Source organism: Rhodanobacter soli, from assembly GCF_040548735.1.
Classification (GTDB): Bacteria; Pseudomonadota; Gammaproteobacteria; order Xanthomonadales; family Rhodanobacteraceae; genus Rhodanobacter; species Rhodanobacter soli_A.
Map to the genome: position 1 here is coordinate 1,572,189 of NZ_JBEPSD010000001.1, position 21,852 is coordinate 1,594,040.

A 21,852-nucleotide genomic window follows, 5' to 3' on the forward strand; every position below is an offset into this window, starting at 1 on the left:
AGTTACCCCGCCTTGACGCCTACAAGCCGTGCACGCAGCCACTGGCGTATTACGCCGCGTCTTGTAGAGACTGCACCTTCGGCTGCTTTCGCTGCGCGGCTTGAGCTAGCTCATAGTTGGTCTGCAGCGTCATCCAGAACCGTGCCGTGCTGACGCCCGCCCGCTCCAATCGGAGCGCCAGATCGGGGCTGATGCCGGCCCTGCCGTTGATTACGCGCGACAACGTCGTGCGCGACATGCCAAGCCGCTGCGCGGCATCGGTAACCTCAATGCCGAGTGGCGCAAGCACGTCTTCGCGCAGCAGCTCGCCGGGGTGCGGAGGATTCTTCATCATGGCGGTAACCTCGTTCAATGGTAGTCCTGGTAATCAACCAGCTCGACGTCCTGGCCGACAAACCGGAACGTGACGCGCCAGTTGTCGTTCACCCACACTGACCAGTGGCCTTTGAGCGTCCCTTTCAGAGGATGCAACTTGTAGCCCGGCTGATTCAGTTCGGCCGGCCTTGCAGCGGCATCGAGAGCGGCCAGAATGCGACCGAGCTTGGGCGCATGCGCCGCCTGCACGCCACGAGCGGAGCCAGTCCGGTAGAGGGTTTCCAATCCCTTGTGACGGAAGCCTATGATCATGCTTAAGTGTAGCGCGTTGCGATACGCGGCACAACCAATCGACCGTTCCGCATGGTTCCAAGACCTCGCAGATTCAATGCGTTATCGAGGCAATTGCCGGCTTTTGTATGAATCCCCGCCGACCCTCCGATTGAATCCGCCGTCGGTTCCAGTCGGTCGGCGTCAGCCTGCGGCTGATCATATCGGTCGGCGAGTTGGTCAGCACGTATCAGCCGAGTGATGCAGTCACACCGGTGCACGCAGAGCGGAGGCAATCTAAAAGCGCAGCATCAATGCGATGGGCTAGGCAGAGCCGGAGATGGGCCAGTCACTCAGGCCGTGATCGCGCCATGAGAGCCCGCTCCCTGCCCGGAATGATTTGAGCTGGGAGCACTGGGTCCTCTACCTCCTGAAAGCGCCCGGTCACGGGGTCCCTGCGCCTAAGTTCACGAACTGGCTCATACGTTGGATCCGCGGCCTGTCGCTTGATGACATCGAAGTCAACATCGAAGAGGTAGAAGGAGTACAAGCTCCTTGCCCGGATAGATTCCGTTAGCTCGATCAATGCAGCCGCATGATTCGCAAGCCATGGCTCTCGGATGGCCATTGGCATGGCTCGATACATATCCTGAGACGCTCGATGATGTAGCTGTTGGTCTCCATCAGCTTCTGCGTACCGCATCGTCCACAAGAGCGCTATGAATCCCCACATATCTCCGCGGTGGACGAGGCCCCCAGTGTCGCTCATGGTTAACGTTGGAGCACAACGCCCTTGCTTCCAGCGAGCCTCATCATTTGGGAACAACCAGAAGAAGGGGAGTCCGCTCGCCTCTCCAGGACGATAGTCACTCATGACCCTTCCAATTTCTGGCTTGCTGAAGGGGCGGTTCTCCAACAGCGCCCACACCGGTGACTTGAACACGGCCAAAGTCCCAGGAAGCTGCTCATTCAGCTTCTTCGCCGAGTAAAGCCCAGGTACAACGGTTCCCTTTCGCCACTTCTCACCTAAGTTCGATCGACTTCGACCTCGTTCCACATACTTCTTGTCGAACTCTGGCCAGGACGCGCACCCCGCCTGAGTGTAAGCATCGTCGAGCCAAACAGTAGTTCGCAACCGCTCCACGGCTTGGGCCACGTCCTTGGGCTCCCCTGTGATCTTCCGGATGGTGTCGATCGGGCTAAGGCGCATGGGTCAAGTTTCCACAGTTCAAACGGGCCAAAATTGACACACCGCGTCGCGTATGCCTTGCGCGATACTCTGCGAGACTTAAGTCGACTCCGCGATACTCATGCCGGATACTGGACCGCAGGCGACCACCGAACAATCTGCCCAGCGCATCGAAGATGGGCTGCGCGAAGATTTCGGCGCACTCCTCACGCAGGCGGATCTTGCGCGTCTCCTGCGCTACCCCACCGTTCAGGCCGTCCGAAAGGCACGGGCGCGCGGGAATCTCGCCATCCCCATGTTCCAGTTGCCGATGCGGCGGGGATGGTTTGCTACGGCGCGTGCGGTCGCTGAGTTTTTGGCGATCCTGGAGCAGCGGCCCCTCATCACGGCGCAGCAAATCGCCAACCTGCCGAACTATCCATCGGCTGGCACCGTGCGGCAGGCCTATCAGCGCGACACCTTGCCAGTGTCTCTATCGTCTGGGAAGTCGCCGCCTTCTCGCCAGGCTAGCGGACATCGAAATAGTCCTGACCGAACGGCTGGAGCCGTCCCGGACCTCAACGCAGGAGCCATGACCGAAGAGGAGGCCAGCTAGCGCTCACACGCTACCGCCGACCAAGGTACGGCGAAAGAAATGGCCACAAAAAAGCCCAAGCTGATGACTCGGGCTCTTTGCAACGCGTCAGATTTCTGGCCTGACGCAGTGACCCTACTCTCCGTCGCGGAAATATTCAACTGCCGAACTTCGGCGGCAACGGGCCGGCGCGTGCTGAAAAAGCATGCTCAGCTCGACCGAATTTGCAGTCTATTGCGCGCAGGCCAAGCTGTGCGCGGCGGCCGTGGAGTACATATCAGTCGTGCGCGCGGGGCCACCTGCGCGACGTGTCGGCGACACAGCCCGCGGCAACGTGTGTGCTCGCATTCCAAGCAAAGGAATCGGCCTGACGGTCCAGGCTGAAAGCCGCACGTGCGAAGCGCTGTTTGTCTACGAGTCGGAGCTCTCCCTTGACGTCCTGGAAGTATGGGATCAACCCATGCCGCTCCAGCTTCGGCGCGACAAGGGCGCTAAAGGCACCCATGTCGCCAACTACACACCCGACTTCCTGGTGCTACGGAAGCATGGGCCAGCGCTTGTCCAGTGCAAACCACATACCGCACTGGAAGAGAACATAGCCAATAAGCCAGAGGAGTGGAGTTATTCGGAAGGCATACCGCGATTCATCCCAGCCACGATCGCAGCCGAGAAGCTTGGCCTGCCTCATGAAATCTACGTGGCGGACGACACCGCACCACGTTACTTGGCCAATCTCGAGTTCCTCCACGCCTTGCTACTCGGCCACTCTGCGGAGTTTTCGGATGACGCCTGTCGACGCGTCTTGGAGAAGCTGCGTGGGTCGCCGACCATCCATGAGCTCTGTAGCGCTAAGCGCGGACCCGAGCCAGCCGCAATCTATCAGCTCTTGGCACGCTCCAAGATCTTTGGTGCGTTGAAGGCGCAACTCCTTTCCCAGCAGGACAGGTTCCGAGTCTTCACGGACCGTGCCGAGGCCGAGGAATTTCAGGCGCGCCTTTTGCAGAGCTACCGTGCTATGCCCGACGAGGGTAGCGAAACGGATCTCGCAGCGTTGCTCCGTGCTACGCCCAATGAGCTCGAGCACGCGACCGTGATATACGCCGGAATCCAGGAGGTCCTCGCTGGGGTGCGGAAACCCACCCGCAATGAATATCGCTACCTCCAGCGGCTCTCGGACGCGTCTCCCCTGGGTACCCATCCTGTTGCTGCATGCCTACCGCGGTTCTCGGCGCGCGGAAATCGCGTGCCACGACTGACTCCGGATCAGGAGCGCATCATTGAGGATGTAGTCAAGACGCATTGGATCTCTGGCCTCTGTAAGGACAAGTCGCAGCTCCTAGGCCACGTGGACAATGCCTGCACGAAGCAGGACGTACCCAGAATCTCCAAGAGCACGTTACGCGCAAGATGCGCAAAGGTCGCACCCGAGCAAGTTGCCTATGGCCGCCTTGGCATGCGTGGCTACCACTCCATTCGCCCACCCGTATCTGCCGAATACGCGACGCTTCGCTGCGAGATCCCGGGCCTGATCGGCCATATCGACAGCACACAGTTTGATGCTCGTGTCTGGAGCAGCTTCGAGCTAGCCAAATTCTGTGAGCCACCATGGCTCTACGTTTTTTACGATGAGGCAACAACTCGCGCTCTAGGCGCATGGCTCGGCTTTGGCAAGTCCGATCGATTCGCGGTATCCCTTGCGTTTCGAGACTTGGCCAAGCGGCAGGGACGCGTGCCTGCGTATATATTCGAGGATCGAGGATCCGAGTATGGATCAATCCTCTGGGAGCAACTACTGGCGTCGTCCAGCTCGACCAAGTATTCACGCCCCGCCAGTGCGCCTCGGTTCGACGGTCTCGTAGAGTCTGCGTTGAAGCAAATCAATTTTCGCATCGCCAATCGGCTTGCGGGTGCCACCTGGGCTGATCAGCGCAGCCGATCGGCCTCCGGCACCAAAAAGAGTCGAGCGACGGCGCGACTAGAGCTGGAGGTCATCATTAGGGAATTTCGATATTTCGAATTTGAGGAGTTCAACAAGGTAACGCATGGGGTTGCTGATGGATGTCCCGACGACCTGTGGTATCGCGGCGAATTGGAGTACGGCCAAGTCGGCCATCCTATAACTCTCGATCTTCCCTTCTTGATCGCTACGTCAGTACCCGTGAACGTTGAACTTGGTAAGCACAAGGGATTGCGTTGTGGCTATCGGGAGTACTGGTCGGACGAACTCGATGAGGTCCGACGTCCCTTCAGGTTCGAGGAGGCCCGCCTCGACCCTGATCCGCCCAGCACTCTGTATGTCAAGTGGAAGGGCAAATGGTTTGTCACGCATTCACGTGACCACAATGCAATTGTGCCGCTTTCGGTGGAAGGTCGATTCTTCGAACACCACAGAGTGCGCAGCAACAGTAGGACGTCTCGCGACGAAGGGCGTCGAAGCCACGAGCGTATCGCGAAGCGGGTGGAGCAACTCGAGGCCTCCCATGCCGCAGCTGCCGCATGTGAAAAAGCGAGCGGCGGCATGACAGACGACGCCACACCACCACCTCCCGCCCCCAATCATCCTCAAGCCGAATCAGTCAACCTTGATCGGTATACCGACATTTCGTTCGTGCACTGATACGAAGAGGGCCAAAGCCATGCTGTTGAACGGCACACTGGAACACGCGCACTTTCAGGTGTGGAATCGGGAGGCTCAAGTATGCATAACGCACGCATCGAAGGGCACTCTAATATTCGTGGTTGGACCAACGGGCGCGGGAAAGTCCACGCTCAGAATCCATCTTGAGAGGACTTCGTACCGGACAGATGACTACTCTTCTAGAAATCAGATCCCGCTCGTTTCTGTCTTGGCGGCAAATGCGGAAAGCGGCTACTTCTCGTCGAAGGACTTCCATAGCCGCCTGCTGGATCAGGTAGGCGACCCCTTCAGGCGTGTAGGGGTCCTAGCAGGAACTCAGCAAGCAAAAGCGATGACACCGGAACAACTGGCTTTTCTAGGCGAAGAGTTTTGGAGCACGATTCGGGTTCCCATGACGGAGACAAAGATCAGGCGTGCGTTTGAATACTTGGCGGAGGCTGTACATGTGCAAGCGATCTTCGTAGACGAAGCCCAGAGCATGTGCCTCACCCACATAAATCGCAGCCCATCCGATCATCTTGAGAGCTTGAAGATTTTAGCCGAGAAGCTCGGAATCATCATCTTCCTCTTTGGAACCTACGATCTGCTTGAGATATGGAATCATAGCGCGCAACTAAATCGACGTTGCCGCCTTATTCACCTGCGGCGGTACGATGAAGACATCGAAGACGATCGCAATGCATTCTTTGCCGTGCTTCGCATGTATTCGAAGACACTCACTTTCGAAGAGCCGCACATGCTGGATCGGCATGCGAAGGACATCCTGGCCTGGACCTTAGGTGTTTTTGGCGAGGTAGATGGATTATTCGAGCGCGCGAAACTCGCAGCCCTGGCTCAAGGCAGGGATGTATTACGTTGGCACGATATGGAGGTAGCCAGGTACACCTCGGTTCAGATGGATCGCCTTAGGCATGAGATCGAGATGGGCGAAGCGCGAATCAGGGGTGAGTTTCCCAACGCCACGAGGGCGGTTCCGAAGAAGCGTGGAACCAAACGCCCCGGCCGACGCAATCCGGGTCGCGACCCCTGTGGCCCCCAACTATGAGAACAATACTCGCTCCTCTCCGCCTGCACGGCCTCGGCACGCCCCTCGTCGAGTCTCTAATGTCCTACTTCTGTCGGCTAGCCGATGTGCACCAAGTTACGCCGAAACAACTGGCCAAGGTGTTGTGCAATGACTCCGTGTATCTACGCACCGACGACACCCCGCAGCTCAAGAGCATCGATCTCTATCCGCGTATATTTTGTGCACACTCAGGTCGAACCGCCGTCGTAGTTCAGCGGTTGGAAAGGCTGACTGGTGCCGGTCACCTTACGTGTGGAACCCTGCTGCGTCTTCGAGACGTTCTCAGCCGAAATCAAACTGGATCGTGCGTGCAAAGGCGTCGATGGTGCCCAATTTGCTATGCGCAACAAGACGACGTAATTATCGAACCACTCGCGTGGTGGATCCCACAAATAACGCATTGCCCCCTACACGAGGCAAGACTCATCGACCGTTGCGCTCGATGCGGCTGCTACCAAATTGACTGGCGCATTGGCCCCACTCGCAAACTGTGTATCAAGTGCGGGTTCGCACTAAAGATGTGTGCCGCGGTGCAAGATGACCGCACGCATTGGGAGGCGTGGTGCCAGGCGCAGATGTTGAAGGTGCTTGAGCACATCGCAGCTCCAACTTCTGCAGATGTTTCGCCGGATGTCATTACGACATTTATTACAAAGGTTGTATCGCATGCTCCTACAGAGGGATATCGGCGACCGGTATCAAAGGAAGCATTGAAGCTGCGAGTGCAGGGCCATCGCTTGGTGACCATCTTTGATATGGCAGCACGTTGGGGGACAACGCCGATGGACATCCTCCTACGACCGGGTGAGGCCGTTTCTCCAAGCTTGTTCGAGTCTGACATTGACACCCCCAGGCCTCCGCGCCGACGCGCGTTCAACAAACGTGGTTATCGGCTTTGTATACGAACCCTGCACAAGTTACTGACACTTCCTCGCACGACTACGCTGCCACCCTTGGCGGATATATGTTTGGAAAACAGGGTGAGCGTCTCCAGCTTTCATCGCAACTACTCGAAACTCTGCAAGACCTACGGTGACGAGCGCAGACTCCGCATTGATACCGCTAAGAACACGAGATTTAGCGTGGCATGCAGCTATGTCGCGAGGCTTCTGGAGGAGTTGCAACGATCTGGAAAGCGATTGCATCGGATGAATGCCGTTGCTCAGATGATGAGGGAAATCCATGTTCCGAAAGCAGTCGCGCGATCGGCTTTGCGTGTTGCCTTGGCCAAGATGACCGTATGTCGCGAACCCCACTAACAAGTGGTACACATCGCTACAGTCTTTATTCGGATCAATCACTGAATCGACCCGTTTATGCGCATCCCAACAGCAGGTTGAATAATGGCTAAAACAACGCCCGACACGCTTGCACGCCTGTTGGCTGCCGCAAAGGCTCCACCGCAAGGAACAAATCCTGAGTGCGCACAAAACGCTTTCTTCAACGCATCGCTCGATGCGACGGTTTACGCCCATGTCCCTATGGAGAGCCCACCTGAGGGCGTCATGCGCTTCATTCAATTCATACGCCCCGACAACGGACAGACCATGCTGCCGTTCTTCAGTGACAAGGGGCAAGCAGAAGAGGCAGCGAACAAGGTAGCCCTCATCATGGCGATGTCTGGCCGAGATCTGTTCGAACTGACTCGAGGTGCCTCGCTGATGCTCAACCCGAACGTGGATGCGATCGCGCTCTACCCGCCGGAGATCACGGCCATCTTGGAGGGAAGATCGCTTGGCAGCTTCACCAAGAGCGAGATACCGGCGGAGACCGAGGTCCTGATCGGGCAACCATCTGTGTCGACGGTTGCGCTAAACATGATCCTACGCAATCTGTTTGAGAAGGAGGCCACGGTAAAGACGGCTTTCCTGACGGAGCTGCATCGTGAAGACGATAGCACAGCAGTCATCCTGCTCCTCACCATCGTGGCTGCCAAGGCACATCGGGAGCGCCTCCTCCAGCTGATTACGCTCGCATTCAAAACAGAGGCACTTGAGCTCGCGCTGCCGCTCGACATGAGATTCCTGACACCGGATGAGTCACTCGACCAAATTTGCAACGGTGGCGTGCAGATCTTCGGGAATTGATGGCAGCACCACACCCGAAAGCTTGCCGAAGCTACGCGTTCAGAATCACCTCGGCGAGTTCATCCAGTCACGCTTTGCGCTGCCGCCATGTCGGCACGTGCCGATACAGCAACTTGAAAAGTCGCGGACTGTGGTTGTGCTCTTTGAGATAGCACAGCTCGTGGAAGATCACGTAATCGATGTAGTCACGTGGCGCTTTCAGCAGCCACAGATTGAGTGTGATCTTTCCTGTCGGCGAGCAACTGCCCCATTGGGTCTTCATCGCCTGCAGGCGCATGGGCGGCAAGCGTGTCATCGATGCGTGCAGCAAAAAACCGTTTGGGCGTGGGCGCGCCACCAGGTCTCCTTGGCATCACGTACCGACGCCGGGGCCGTGTCAGTAGCGCGTATCTCAAGGCGACTTCCGCACAGCTTCACACCGGGGTGGCAGGTTTCAATTTCAGATCATAGAGCGTGAATTCGATGATTTGGTCGCGTGGTACGTCAACTGGGCGGATCAGTTCGTGCTATGTCACTCCAGCCGTGGTCGAACGTGAACGTCCGGGCGTGGCCGACGGGGTTCTGAATTCTGAGTACGTGGGCTTGTGCTGGATCGGTTGCGCGCTCGACCACGTACAACCAGTACGCATCGCCCTTTTCGCGTGCGCAGTCGAATTGCCTGTATGACAGTCCTACGGGGCGATCTTTCAAGGTGCCCGTCATCGACTTCACTTCGACCCAGCGAATCTGCCTGCCACCACTGTCGGCCTCGAAGAGGTCAAAACCCGGGTTGCCATCCGGAGTGCGGCACAGCGTTGGCTCAAGACCAATGATCAGGTCGATTGCACGCCCTTCGATCTGCATCCGTGCCGCCTGATCGAGGCCATCGGGATCGGGGCCATCATCATCGGGATGCGTGCCGACGTAGGAGACGAATGGACGCCCGCCTACGTGGCCAGGCGTCCTCTTTCCTTGACCGCCGCCTTTGCCGCCGCCCTTGTCACCAGCGGTGCCGTGGCCACCTCCATTGCCCTGGCCACCGCCGCGCGAAGTCCCGGTGCCAGAGCGCCCTTGACCACCACTTCCCGCACCTGTGCCCACGCCGTCACCGCCGTCCGGATCAGGGGTGCCGGGCGGGATATCCGGCATGTCATCGCCGTACAGATCTTTCGCACCGTCGTACACGTCGCCGTCGGGCCGCTCGTCGGCCTCCGGCTCGGGCGCTGGCGATGGCTCCGGTTCTGGCGTTGGATTCGCGCTCAGTCGGGACGTCAGCTCGGCAACGATAGCGGGGTCTCTTCGTAGCAGATCGAGAATCGCCGGATCGATGCCTGCCTCTTTGGCAAGCTGATCGATGATCGGCGGCTTGAAGGTGATCTTGGTCAGGAGGAAGGGGTTGGGCTTCCAGCCGAGGGTGTCGAACACGACGAGCCCCGGAGGAACAAGCTCGCCGTCGCCATTCGGCACCCAGGCGACCTGATTGAGCGTCCGGACGAAGGCGGCGTCGAATCGGGCGGTCTTTGCCTCGCGGGAGTAGCCCCACTTGTAGGAGCCGTAGAAGGCGGCAGTCCCGCGCGCCTCCAGATCAGCCAACGCCTCCCACAGCACCTTCACTCTGGCTGCGGCCTCCTCGGGCTTCAGCGTGGGCAAGAACTCCAGCAGCTGGGTCAACCCACGAAGGGTGAAGTCCTCTGGCTGGCTTTCCCAGCTTGCACGCTCAAGGCCTGCTTCTCTGCGAATCTGCGCCTTCTCGGCATGCCCCAGTCCCGACGGTGTTGCTTGCGGGATGAGGTAGCGGCTTGCGCCACACGACACCAGCAGGTCACGGATGTCTTCACCGCGCAGGCAGTCGTATTCGTTGTCGACGATCAAGATGTCTGGCACACCGGCGAAGAGCTGCTGCAGGCGGTCGGTGGCGATGTAGATCTCGCCGGGCTTGGCGACGTAAGCTTTGCCATCGCCAGTGTCGACCACCATCACAAAGGTGGTGTCGCGCAGGGCTGACCGGAGCTTTTCCTTCTGCGCCGTTGAGTCGATGTTGAAGGCCGCACGGATGCGCTCGATATCGGCCGCGTAGGCCTCGTCTCCCACATCCACCTCTTGCTGCTGGTACTTCGGCAGGAGGTTCCAGACGACGTCATCCACCGGGTCGGGTTCGGTGATGCCCAGCGAGATCAGGAACAAGCGCACCTCGGGTGTCGCACACACCGCGCGGCGCATCGTCGGGAAACTGGTGGCAATGGCGCTGGGCAGGAAGGCCTTGGCCTTTCCGTTCTCGCGAGCAACGACGTGCGTACCGTCATCGAGGCGGATGAGCGGAACAGTGTCCAGATGGCGACGCAGTGCCTTCTCCTGGCCACTCAGGGATTCGTACAGCCGCAATACCCACTCGTCGGATTGCGCCTCAAGGAACTCCTTGGTCAGGTTCGGCACCAGCTTTGTCGGCGTGATCTCGTCGATATCGAGTTCGCGCATCAGGTACTGGCGGATCTCGGGCGCCTTGTCCTGAGTGATGTCGCCGGACAGCCAAGCGGCGACCTCCGAACCGAACAGCGCCGCAACCTGTTCCGGGCTGAACAGCTCGCGCAACTCCTGCGTTCGCGCCAGCTTGGCCTGATGGGCGGTGGCATGCCCGTCGTCGAAGGTCGGAAGCAGCTCCTCGTCCTGAAACGCCTGCCGGACGGCATCAAACATCGGGGCGAAACGAGATTCCTTTGGGAATTTCTCGCGGTCAAGCGGCAGGCAGCGTAGCACGGCGACATCCAGCATTGCCTTGTCCCTCATCCAGCGCATCGCTTCCACCAGCAGGCCGGATGTTTCCTTGACCAGATGCCGGTTCCACGGCTCGCCGGGCGGAATGTTGTCGCGGCTTGGCGTAGTGCGGTACGGCCCCTGCACGAGAAAGCCAAGGTGGCTCTCAACCACCGTAGGGAAGAAAACCACCAGCGGCGACTTGGCCAGCGGCTGCACCGCCCAGCGACCAGGGGCGTCCTTTACCGCAACCAGTGAAAAAGCGATTTCCACCCGCCCTACCTTCTGCTCCTCGGCAGAAAACACGTCGCGGTAGAACACCAGCCAGTTCTGGTCGACTTCCGGCCGATCATCCTCTTTACCGATCACCGTGATGCGCTGGACATTGGATCCGAGCGATTCGGGGGCGTTGCGCAGATAGAACCCCGATGCGCCACCCTCGGCGCTCCAGTTGATTTCGTCAATGTGGCGCAGGAACAGCAGCGCACCCGGGCCCAAGTGGCGAAACCCTGCCATGATGTCCTGCGCTGCGCTCGCGTCCTCCGGCTTCAGGGGAAGGACGATCTGCGTCTCGTCAGCCGCGCGTACCGAACGTGCCAACCGCTTCGGGAAGACGTAGTTCTCGATGGCGAAGTCCTCCTCGCCAGAGTGAATCTCCGGAAGATCGGTGACGGTGTAGACAGACTTGAAGCCGAGGCCGAAGCGCCCGATGGACGACTCGTTCTTGGTGCTCTCGGCGATGTCGCAGACGCTTCGGACGTCGGCCTCGTCGAACGGCTTGCCGAAATGCGAGAGCATCAGGCGGGTCGGGGTCAGGGTGAACGCAACCTTGCGTGATCCGTGCCAGTCGCCGCGCCTGCCCAAGGCATCCTCGGCGTTCTGCAGCAGTTCGAAGATGAAGTGGGTGCGGTCGTCGTACAGGCCAGCAGCCAGCTTTCCGGACTTCTGGGCCCCTTTGGTGCCGTAGCTCTCCCGGTTCTCCTCACAAATTGCCTCGTACTTGGATGTCACCGTCACTCCCCCTTCAGTCAGGCACATTTTTCAGTGCCAAGTTTGCTCAAGTCTGCACAATCGGGAAGTATCATGACAAGATTCGGCACAGACCAAGCACAGCGCAAATGAGATTAGGAGGGCGGATGAACGACCAGCCGGACGAGATCCTCACGATTGACGAGGTTGCCGCCTACCTGAAGGCAGGCAAGCGCACGGTCTATCGCCTCGCGGCGAGCGGCAAGCTCCCGGCGTTCAAGCTCGGCGGCACCTGGCGTTTTCGTCGCGGCGAGTTGGATGAGTGGATTGCCAGCCGTATCGGCGAAGGGATGATGGACGACGGCGCGGGGGCGGAATGACCTCCAGCGCCACTGCCCTCCAGTCCAAGGCCAATCCTCAGCAGCTTGAAGCCATCTTTGCCACCGATGGCCCGGTGCTCATTATTGCCGGACCAGGATCGGGCAAGACCTTCACGCTTGTCGAGCGCATCGTCTACCTCATTACCCACATGGGAGTCGCGCCGGAGTCGCTGCTGGTCGTCACTTTCACCGACAAGGCCGCACGCGAGCTGACCACCCGCATCTCCAATCGGTTGGCCGAGCTGAACATTCAGTTCAATTTGAACGAGATGTACCTCGGGACCTTCCACTCCATCTGCCTACGGATGTTGGAGGATTACCGCGAGTTTACCCGGCTCAAGCGCAGCTTCACGCTGTTCGACCAGTTCGACCAGCAGTACTTCCTCTACCAGCACATCAAAGACTTCCGCTCGCTGCCCGATGCCCAGCTCGTCATGGGTGATGACCAAACGGGCCGCTGGGCACAGTCGGAGAATCTGCTCAAGTGGCTCAACAAGGTTGGCGAGGAAGCGCTCGATGCGGCCACGCTGGCGGCGGCCACGGAAGTGGAAATCCGTGCGCTGGCCGCCTGCTTTGCCAAGTACCAGGAGCTGCTGAACGAGTACAACTCGCTGGACTTCTCCGGCATCCAGTACGAGGCCCTGCAACTGCTGGAAAAACGCCCCGAGGTGCTGGCTCAACTGCGCGACAAACTCACCCACCTGATGGTGGACGAGTACCAGGACACCAACACCATTCAGGAGCGCATCCTCCTGTTGCTGGCGGGAGAGCGTCGCAATCTGTGCGTGGTGGGCGACGACGACCAGGGCTTGTACCGCTTTCGCGGGGCCACCATTCGCAACATTCTGGAGTTCCCGGCGCTGTTCGATGGCGGCCAGTGCAAGCAAGTCAGGCTCGCCGTCAACTACCGCTCGCACCCGGATATCATCCGCTTCTACAACGAGTGGATGAAGGAACAGCAGTGGGACGACGGCACCCGCGTCTTCCGCTTCGCCAAGCAGATCGTGCCACGCGAGGACGACTTCCCTGACCCCCCCACGGCGGTGCGGTTGGCCGCCAGCGACGACAAGGGGGACACCGCCAACTGGCATGCCGAGGTGCTGGCCTTCCTCAACGGCCTGAAGGCTTCAGGCCAGCTTGCGGATTGGAGCCAGGTGGCCTTTCTGTTCCGCTCGGTCAAGAACGACAAGGTGGTGGCGCTGGCGCGCTTCCTCGAAGCGCAGGGCGTGCCCGTATTCTCGCCCCGCTCGAATATGTTTTTCGAGCGCTCGGAAATCCGCCTGATGATCGGCGCGCTGATCTTCCTGTTCCCGCAGTTCTCCAAGGTGCGGGCGTGGGCCGAAGGCGTCACGCTGCCGATCTGGGACTACTACGACCACCTCTGCTTCAAGCCCTTCACCGACGAGCTGCGCAAACCGGAAAACAGGCCACTACTGGATTGGGCGCGTCCTCTGGCCAAGCGCCACGCGGTGCTCACACAGAACACCGACTACGCCTTCTCCGGCCTGTTCTACCAATTGCTGCAGTTCCCGCTGTTTTCGCGCTTCCTCACCGATGAATCCGTACAAGGCGTGGACAAGGGGCGCGCGGCGCGCAACCTCGGCACCTTCTCAAAGCTGCTCACCAAGTTCGAATACTTGCACTTTGTCAGCGTGCTCAATCCCGAGTGGTTAGAAAAGAACCTGCGCGACCTGTTCAACCAGTTTCTGCGCTTCTTGCAGGACGGCGGGATCGGCGAATACGAGGACGAGGCCGAGTATGCACCCAAAGGCTGCATCTCGTTCCTGACCATCCACCAGTCCAAGGGGCTGGAGTTTCCGGTGGTGGTGTGCGGCTCGCTGGAGGCGGTGCCGCGCAAGCAGTACGGCGCGCTCGACGTGTTGCTGGAAGACGGCGGCTACCTTTCCAAGGAACGGTTTGAGCCACTCGACCACATCAAGAACTTCGACTTCTGGCGGCTGTTCTACACCGCGTTTTCGCGCGCGCAGAACCTGCTGGTGCTGGCCGCGCAGGAGCGACAAGGGCGAGGCCTGGGCAAGTCGCCTTCCAAGTATTTCGAAAGGATGTTCTACGAGCTGCCGAACTGGCGTGATATTGACCTTTCGGGGCTCACCTTCGAGCCCATGAAGCAGATCAACCTCAAGCGCGAGTATTCGTTCACTTCGGACATCACTGTGTACGAAAACTGCGCGGAGCAGTACCGCTTCTTCAAGGATCTGGAGTTCGCAGCCATCCGCGAGAGCCCGATGCTGTTCGGTACTTTGGTTCACCAAACCATTGAGGACATTCACAAGACGGTGCTACGCGGTGAGGAGGCTACTCTCAGTCGTGAGGCCATCGAGGGGTGGTTTTCAACCAACTACGCCATGCTCTCGAAGAAGGAGCGCGTCTACCTTGCGCCCAGCTCGCAGCAGGCCGCGCTGCTGCACGTGATGCGCTACTTCGAGCGCGAGAACGGCCACTGGGATCGCATCAAGGAGGCCGAGGTCGAGATCTCGCTCATCAAGGAGCAATACATCCTCAAGGGTAGCGTCGACCTGATTCGGGGCGAACACGACACGGTCGAGATCATCGACTTCAAGTCGGAGAAAAAGCCCGACATGGAGAAGGAGCGGGATCGCCTGCGCCAGTACCAGCACCAGTTGGAGGTATACGCCCACTTGGTGGAAGAGCGCACCGGCCAGAAGGTCAGCCGGATGCATCTGTACTACACCGGCGAAGACGGCGGGAACCCCTACGTGTCGTTCACCAAGGACGACCGCGCCATCGGCAAGACCATCGCGCGCTTCGACGACATCGTGGCGCGTATCGAGCGGCAGGACTACCAGATCGCCGCACGTCCGGCCAAGTTGTGCCAGAGCTGCGATATGCGCGCCTACTGCGACAACAAGAATTGGAAATTCAGGAACAACGACAAATGAGCAAGAACACACCTGCGCAGGACAGCCTGCAGCTGGCCACGTCCGATGGCGGCACCACCAACGTCGAGAAATACGAGTTTGAGCCGATCAAGGGCTACCCCATGCTCAACTGGCGAGGCAAGCGCCCGTTCACCTCGACGCAGTATTACCCGGCGCAGTTGAAGGAAGTTCACGGCGAAGAAGTGGACGGCTGGCGCAACAAGATTTTCTGGGGCGACAACCTGCAGGTGATGAGCCACCTTCTGAAGGAGTTCCGGGGCAAGGTGGACCTGATCTATATCGATCCGCCGTTTGACTCGAAAGCTGACTATCGAAAGAAGATTCAAGTCAAGCAAAGAGACGTTGAATCAAGCAACACCTCGTTTGAGGAGAAGCAGTATTCCGACATCTGGAACAACGATGAGTATCTCCAGTTCATGTTTGAGAGACTCATTCTTATGAGGGAACTGCTCTCGGAGGAGGGGGCAATATACCTGCACTGCGACTACAGAAAATCTCACGAACTTCGTTGCTTGCTTGATGAGGTATTCGGAAAGGATAACTTCCTGAATTCCATAGTTTGGATGTTCGGAACCCGTAGCTCCATAAAAACCTCTTGGAAAAGAAGCCATCACGACATCCATTTCTACAAGAAGAACAAAGATCCAGTGTACAACTGGAACGATGAAATGGTCATCGAACCGCTCTCAGAGGCTACGATCAAAAAGTACAGGCTGGAAGATGAAAATGGCAGGTATCGACTAAACGGTCGATTTCTGAAAGGAAGTCCGGTCAAGGGGGCGAAAGATGTTGATCCAGACTGGGAAAAGACACACCCTGAGCTTGTTGTTCGTGACTATCTACGGGACGGGAAAGTCGCCAACGACTACTTCTTCATCGACATTGAGAATCAATCGTCCGACAACAGAACGGACTACCCAACGCAAAAGCCTGAGGAACTGCTTTACAAGCTGATATCTGCGTCCACAAAACCTGGTGGATTGGTCTTTGATTGCTTCATGGGTTCTGGTACAGCTCAAGCTGTTGCATTGAAGATGGGCCGTAGATTTTTGGGTGCAGATATAAATCTTGGATCAGTGCAGACTACGACGGCTAGGCTTCTGAAAGCCGCCGAACAACTACGCAAAAAGACTCTAGAAGCAGAAGGAATTTGCTATGCGGGATTTGAAATTTACAACGTCAATCACTACGACGTGTTTCGCAACCCCGTTCAGGCCAAGGAACTGCTGATCGAGGCGCTGGAGGTGCAGAAGCTGGAGTTCAGCACCGTATTCGACGGAGAAAAGGACGGCCGCATGGTCAAGATCATGCCCGTCAACCGCATCGCCACGCGCGCCGACCTCAATGAACTGATAGCAGGCTTCGACTACAAGGCCTGGGAGCGCAAGCAGAACGAGAGCTCCAACCGCCCGGTCGAGAAGATCACCCTCGTCTGCATGGGCCACGAGCCGGATTTGGCCGCGCAGTTGGAACTGGCCGCCAAGCCCTTCAAGATCGACGTCGAGGTGGTGGATATTCTGCGTGACAAGGCCGACCTGGAGTTCAAGCGCGACTCGCAGGCCAAGGTTGCCATCAAGAAGGGCGAACTGCGCATCGAGAAGTTCTACCCGATGAACCTGCTGCAGAAGCTCTCGCTGCAGAAGGAGTCAGTCGAGGACTGGAAGGAGCTGGTCGAGTCGGTGCTGATCGACTGGAACTACGATGGCGCAGTGCTGCAACCAGCGGTGGTGGACATCCCCGGCAAGAACGATCTGGTCAAGGGTGCATACATCGTTCCCCAGGATGCGGGCACCATCCGCGTGAAGATTACCGACCTACTCTCGGAGTCTTGGGAAGGAAGCGTGAGCCATGGCGACTAAGCGCGCAGCCAAGGCCAGCGACAACGGGGTCAGCAGCGCCAGCGCGTCGCTGGACTTCGCCTTCTTCCGCTTTCTTTGGCAGTTCCACAAGGACAACCGGGGCAAGCTGCGTCAGAGCTACCGCGAGCTGACGCGCAAGTACCTCGACTTCAACAACCCGGAGAAGAACCCGAAGGCCTTTCTGCGCCAGCCGCAGTTCGAGGCGTTGGAAACCTACGTTTTCCTCAAGGAGTTTCTCGACAACGCCAAGGTCGAGGAGATTTTCAAGGCGTGGTACGAACGCAGCGGCAAGTTCGAGGGCCGCAAGTTCGGCTCTTTTCTCGGTACCGCTGGGCAGGAGATGTTCCAGTTTGGCGAGTCCGACGGGCTGGAGCTGAACTCGTACAAGGTGCTGTTCGAGAAGATGCGCAAGAACTCGCGCACCTATCCGAACTACATCTTCGCGCTGACGATGGGCACCGGCAAAACCATCCTGATGGCGACTTGCATCTTCTACGAGTTCCTTCTGGGCAACAAATTCGAGAAGGATGCACGCTATTGCCACAACGCGCTGGTGTTCGCACCGGACAAGACAGTGCTGCAGTCTTTGAAGGAGATCGAGGCGTTCGACCTCACGCGCGTGGTGCCGCCGGAGTACGTCAACTTCCTGACCACGCACCTGCGCTTCCACTACCTCGAAGAAGCGGGCACCTCGCTGGATACGCTGGACCGTTCGCGCTTCAACATCATCGTCTCCAACACGCAGAAGATCATCCTCAAGCGCCAGCACAAGGAGAAAACGCCTGCTGCCAAGCTGTTCGACTCGACCGGCGAAACCCTCACCGCCACCGGCGTCTATGCTGACGCCGCCGACCTCTACAGCTTCGATCAGCCCGAGGAAGAGGGCGAACTGACCACCAACCAGCGCTTCGAGAAGCTGCGCCGTTTGGAACAGCTCGGCATCTACGTGGATGAGGCCCACCATGCCTTCGGCAAGGCGCTGGCCAAGGACATGGGCGTGGGAGCCAAGGAAACAGACACCAGCCTGCGCACCACCATCGACATTCTGGCCGCCAGCCTGAACGCGGCGGGCACACGCGTGGTGGCCTGCTACAACTACACCGGCACGCCCTATGTGGGGCGCGAGGTGTTGCCCGAGGTGGTCTACGCCTACGGCCTGAAGGCGGCCATCGACAAGGGCTTCCTCAAGAAGGTAACGCTGCACGGCTACACCAACACCCGTACCGACGAGTTTGTCGACATCGCCATCGAAGAGTTCTTGAAGGAGACGGATGGGCTGCGACCCGAAGGGCTTTCCCCGAAGCTGGCCTTCTTTGCGGCCACCATCGACGAGCTGACTGGCGAACTGCGTCCGGCAGTAGAGCGCGCGTTGCTCAAGCATGGCATCCCGACCTCGCGCATCCTGGTCAACGTGGGCGACGACAAGCTCACTACCAACGACGACATCCGCGAGTTCAACCGGCTGGACACCGAAGGCTCGGAAAAGCAATTCATCCTGCTGGTCAACAAGGGCCGAGAAGGCTGGAACTGCCGTTCACTGTTCGGCGTAGGCCTGTTCCGCGAGCCCAAGTCCAAGGTGTTTGTGCTGCAAGCCACGATGCGATGCCTGCGTGCCATAGGCGAGGCCCAGCACACCGGCCACGTATTCCTCTCAGGCGACAACCTCAATACGCTGAACGACGAGCTGCAGCAGAACTTCCGCATCAGCGCCGACGAGCTGCAAAAGACTGGAAAAGACAAGGAACGCGTGGAAGTACGCGTGGTTGAGCCGCCGGTCAAGATCAAGCTGGTGCGCGTGCGCAAGCTCTTCCAGATGCGCGAGAAGCAGCCAGTTAAAGGGCAGGAACTGATGCCCGAGCGATCCATCCGGGAGAAGTGGAACGAGCTGATTGAAAAATACCGCCTGATCGAAACACAGCAAGACGGCCTGACCATCGCCGATGCGGCGCGCGCCTCTGGCAGCCGCACCTTCGACCTGACCTCCCGTCGCGAGAAGCGCATCTTCTCGCCCATGACATTGGTGGCTGAGGTGTCCCGCTATCTCAACCGAAGCCCACTGGAGATCGAGGCACTGCTCGACGCGACCAAGGATGGCACCGGCGAACTGGTGGCCATCATCAACGAGTTCAACGAGCTGCTCTACGACGAGATCATCCCGCGCCTGTTCCGCTTGCTGTTTGACCTTGATGAGTACGAGAGGAAGGACGAGTACGAGGTCGATCTGATAAAGATGCCCCCGAACGGTTACTACGAGGTGTCAGCAGCCAAGGACAAGATCGTTCGGATGAACGACACGCAGATCAATGACGCGGAACGTGCCAAGAGCTTTCACCTCGACACCTACTGCTTCGACTCAGGGTCGGAGAACTGGCTGTTCTGGGATCTGTTGCGCGAGCAGCGTGTGAAGAAGATCTACTTCACCGGGATGCTGACCCACGGCCAGTCCGACTTCTTCATCCAGTACATCGACCCCGACTCGCGCACCGTGCGCAGCTACTACCCCGACTTCATCTTCCAGCGCGAAGAGCCGGACGGCAGCCTTAAGTACGTCATCGTCGAGGTGAAAGCCGACAACCAAATCGAGGATGCCGTGGTGCAGGCCAAGAAGGACTTCGCCCAGCAGATCGCGGTGGCGAGCGGCATGGAATATCGGATCATGAAATCCACCGACGCTGACAACCGTCGCTATCGAATGTTGCTATAGGAGCCACCATGAGCGCTGCCAAGCTTCGATTCCAAGTTGATTCCCGTCTCGCCACGCTGCTGAGTCAGGAATATAGATCGACCGAGCGTGCGCTGAAGGAACTGGTGGACAACGCTTGGGATGCCGACGCGGATCAGGTCAGCATTCAATTACCGAAACCCTTGAGCGGCGATCCCATCGTCATGCGAGACGATGGCACCGGCATGACGGAGGAAGAACTGCGGCGGCACTACCTCACCATTGCCAAGGATAGGCGCTCCGCGCGAGGTGAGCGTACTGCCGGGAAGAATCGCCAGGTTAAGGGGCGTAAAGGAATCGGCAAGTTCGCCGGGTTCATGGCCGCTTCGGTGATGACCTTGGAGACGAGCACGCGGGGGAAACTCTGCCGCATCGCCCTGCGTCTGGATGCCATAGGCAACGTGGAGGATATCGAACACCTCGATATCGCCCTTCACAGCGAGGATTGCGATCCGGACATCCACTGCACGGTCATCACGCTGAGCGAACTCCATCAAGGATTGGCTTATCCTGACCCAAATCGCTTGCGGCAGGTGCTCTTGCAGGACTACGGAAGGCATGACGATTTTGCCGTTATCGTGGATGAAAAGCGGCTTGACGTCGACGACGTGCAAGGAAGTTACTCGGAACACCAGACGGCACTGCCTGACGTTGGCGATGTCAAACTGCGCCTTTCGATCTTCGACGGCAAAGCAGGCTTGCGCCAGCCCGGAGTCACGCTTCGCGTCGGTGGCAAAGCGGTCGGCTCGCCCAGCTTCTTTGGACTGGAGGGACACGAGTATTTTCCGCCGAAGCTGTTGAAGAAGATGTACGGCGAAGTGGATGCGGATGGACTTCTCGATCACGTCACCGCCGGATGGGATTCTCTGGTAGAGAACAGCGAAAAACTGAAGGCGGTTGAGGCCTTCATTCAGCCGATCCTTATTTCGGCGGCGAAAGAAAAGTACGGGAAGGAACTCCAGCTTGCGCAAGCGCGAATGCAGAAAGCGATTCAGCAACGTTTGGCGAGCTTGCCGGAGCACAAGCGTGATTTCGCCAACAAGTCCATCAAAAAAATTCTTGAGCGCTATTACGACGAACCGCCGAGCAAGATCGAACCCATCGTTGGCGTGTTGCTGGATGCGCTGGAGCGGTCCGACTACCGCATCTTGCTGGAACACATAGCCGATGCATCGCAGGGTGAAGTGGCGACCATTGCGGACCGCCTGAACGACTTCGGGTTGGCTGAGATGGCGTTTCTTGTCGCGCAAGCCGCTGCGCGACAGACGTTCCTTGACCAACTGGAGGCATTGGCGCGCGATCCCGCTACGACGGAAGCGGCGATGCACAAATCGCTGGAGTTGAGTCTGTGGGTGTTCGGGCCGGAGTACTCCCTCTTCAGCTCGAACATCACGCTAAAGAGGCAGATTGAAGATGTCCTCAACACGACATACAAGGGAAAGAATGCCGACAAACGTCCAGACTTGCTGCTGAACCAGAATCTTAGTGGAGAGTATCTGCTGATCGAGTTCAAGCGCCCCGACCATAGCTTGAATTATGACGACTACAAGCAAGCCATCGAGTACCGACACGACTTCACCAAGCACATCACTTCGTCGATTCGGGTGGTTCTGATTGGAGGACGCCTATCGCCTGATTTTCCCAAAGAAAATCGCGAGCCGAATGTCGACGCTCGACTCTTCAGTCAGGTAATTGCTTCTGCGCGACGCCAAGTCGAATGGCTGCTTCGCAGTGACTAGAACCATTTCATTGCGTAGTCATTTGCGTTTCCCTGATCCATGCCTGCAACGCCCTCGACTGCTCGACGTTTCGTGGCAGGTTTGGTAGTTGGCGACGACGGTTCCGGTATCGGTAGAGCGCGGTGCCAGCGGCGGCCGCATCAGCATCTCGGGCGGGCTCGGCAATCTACCTGCGGCGGCAGCGTCGTGCAGACGTACAAAGCCACGGTTGAGAGTGCAAGCATCGGCTTGAACGAGCACATAAGCGGGGGCCTCTTTGGGGGCTGGTTTGCCCGGAAACCTCTGGTTATGGGTAGAGTGAGATTACGGGGAGTCGACAATCCAACCTCACGCCGACTAACGAGTGCTTGCTGACCGATCAGCCATGCTCGGCCACACGATGTGGCGTTGTTG

At 58.5% G+C, this 21,852-nt stretch carries 14 protein-coding genes; 10 read left to right on the forward strand and 4 right to left on the reverse strand.

The features are described from left to right. Positions 1–49: 49 nt before the first annotated feature. A complete protein-coding gene (locus ABIE04_RS07255; RefSeq protein WP_354548010.1) occupies positions 50–334 on the reverse strand; it encodes a HigA family addiction module antitoxin in 285 nt (94 codons plus the stop codon). A gap of 14 nt (positions 335–348) precedes the next feature. Then, positions 349–627, reverse strand: a complete 279-nt coding sequence (locus tag ABIE04_RS07260; RefSeq protein ID WP_354548014.1) for a type II toxin-antitoxin system RelE/ParE family toxin — start codon at positions 625–627, stop codon at positions 349–351. Positions 628–1,895: 1,268 nt separating this feature from the next. Here ABIE04_RS07260 and ABIE04_RS07265 point away from each other — a divergent pair. From ABIE04_RS07265 to ABIE04_RS07285, 5 genes are all read left to right on the forward strand, one after another. Then, the gene (locus ABIE04_RS07265; RefSeq protein ID WP_354548019.1) at positions 1,896–2,369 is read left to right on the forward strand and encodes a hypothetical protein; all 474 of its coding nucleotides are present in this window, start codon (positions 1,896–1,898) and stop codon (positions 2,367–2,369) included. 184 nt (positions 2,370–2,553) lie between these two features. Continuing rightward, complete coding sequence (locus tag ABIE04_RS07270; RefSeq protein WP_354548023.1) at positions 2,554–4,965, forward strand: Tn7 transposase TnsA N-terminal domain-containing protein; 2,412 nt, start codon at positions 2,554–2,556, stop codon at positions 4,963–4,965. 19 nt (positions 4,966–4,984) lie between these two features. Beyond that, a complete protein-coding gene (locus tag ABIE04_RS07275; protein ID WP_354548027.1) occupies positions 4,985–6,031 on the forward strand; it encodes a TniB family NTP-binding protein in 1,047 nt (348 codons plus the stop codon). Beyond that, on the forward strand, positions 6,028–7,311 hold the full coding sequence (locus ABIE04_RS07280) for a TniQ family protein (RefSeq protein ID WP_354548032.1): 1,284 nt from the start codon (positions 6,028–6,030) through the stop codon (positions 7,309–7,311). Before ABIE04_RS07275 ends, ABIE04_RS07280 begins: the two co-directional genes overlap by 4 nt. Positions 7,312–7,395: 84 nt before the next feature. Continuing rightward, positions 7,396–8,139, forward strand: coding sequence for an enhanced serine sensitivity protein SseB C-terminal domain-containing protein (locus tag ABIE04_RS07285; protein ID WP_354548037.1), 744 nt, complete (start codon positions 7,396–7,398; stop codon positions 8,137–8,139). A gap of 67 nt (positions 8,140–8,206) precedes the next feature. Here ABIE04_RS07285 and ABIE04_RS07290 read toward each other — a convergent pair whose 3' ends face one another. Both ABIE04_RS07290 and ABIE04_RS07295 read right to left on the reverse strand, forming a co-directional pair. Beyond that, a complete protein-coding gene (locus ABIE04_RS07290; protein ID WP_354548041.1) occupies positions 8,207–8,476 on the reverse strand; it encodes a M48 metallopeptidase family protein in 270 nt (89 codons plus the stop codon). Positions 8,477–8,622: 146 nt separating this feature from the next. Beyond that, positions 8,623–11,880, reverse strand: a complete 3,258-nt coding sequence (locus tag ABIE04_RS07295; protein WP_354548046.1) for a sacsin N-terminal ATP-binding-like domain-containing protein — start codon at positions 11,878–11,880, stop codon at positions 8,623–8,625. Between the two features lie 125 nt (positions 11,881–12,005). Between ABIE04_RS07295 and mads1 the strand changes: the two genes are divergently transcribed. The 5 genes from mads1 to ABIE04_RS07320 are packed head-to-tail and all read left to right on the forward strand — an operon-like array spanning position 12,006 to position 21,459. Further along, the gene (gene mads1, locus ABIE04_RS07300; RefSeq protein WP_354548051.1) at positions 12,006–12,218 is read left to right on the forward strand and encodes a methylation-associated defense system helix-turn-helix domain-containing protein MAD1; all 213 of its coding nucleotides are present in this window, start codon (positions 12,006–12,008) and stop codon (positions 12,216–12,218) included. Further along, a complete protein-coding gene (locus ABIE04_RS07305) occupies positions 12,215–15,139 on the forward strand; it encodes an ATP-dependent helicase (RefSeq protein ID WP_354548055.1) in 2,925 nt (974 codons plus the stop codon). The genes mads1 and ABIE04_RS07305 overlap by 4 nt, the downstream gene beginning before the upstream one ends. Then, a complete protein-coding gene (locus tag ABIE04_RS07310) occupies positions 15,136–16,998 on the forward strand; it encodes a site-specific DNA-methyltransferase (protein ID WP_354548060.1) in 1,863 nt (620 codons plus the stop codon). The genes ABIE04_RS07305 and ABIE04_RS07310 overlap by 4 nt, the downstream gene beginning before the upstream one ends. Then, positions 16,988–19,702: a TnsA endonuclease N-terminal domain-containing protein gene (locus tag ABIE04_RS07315; RefSeq protein WP_354548064.1), complete on the forward strand. Its 2,715-nt coding sequence runs from the start codon at positions 16,988–16,990 to the stop codon at positions 19,700–19,702. The genes ABIE04_RS07310 and ABIE04_RS07315 overlap by 11 nt, the downstream gene beginning before the upstream one ends. 8 nt (positions 19,703–19,710) lie before the next feature. Further along, entirely contained in the window at positions 19,711–21,459 is a 1,749-nt protein-coding gene (locus ABIE04_RS07320) for an ATP-binding protein (protein WP_354548069.1), read from the forward strand. The last annotated feature ends 393 nt before the right edge of the window (positions 21,460–21,852 follow it).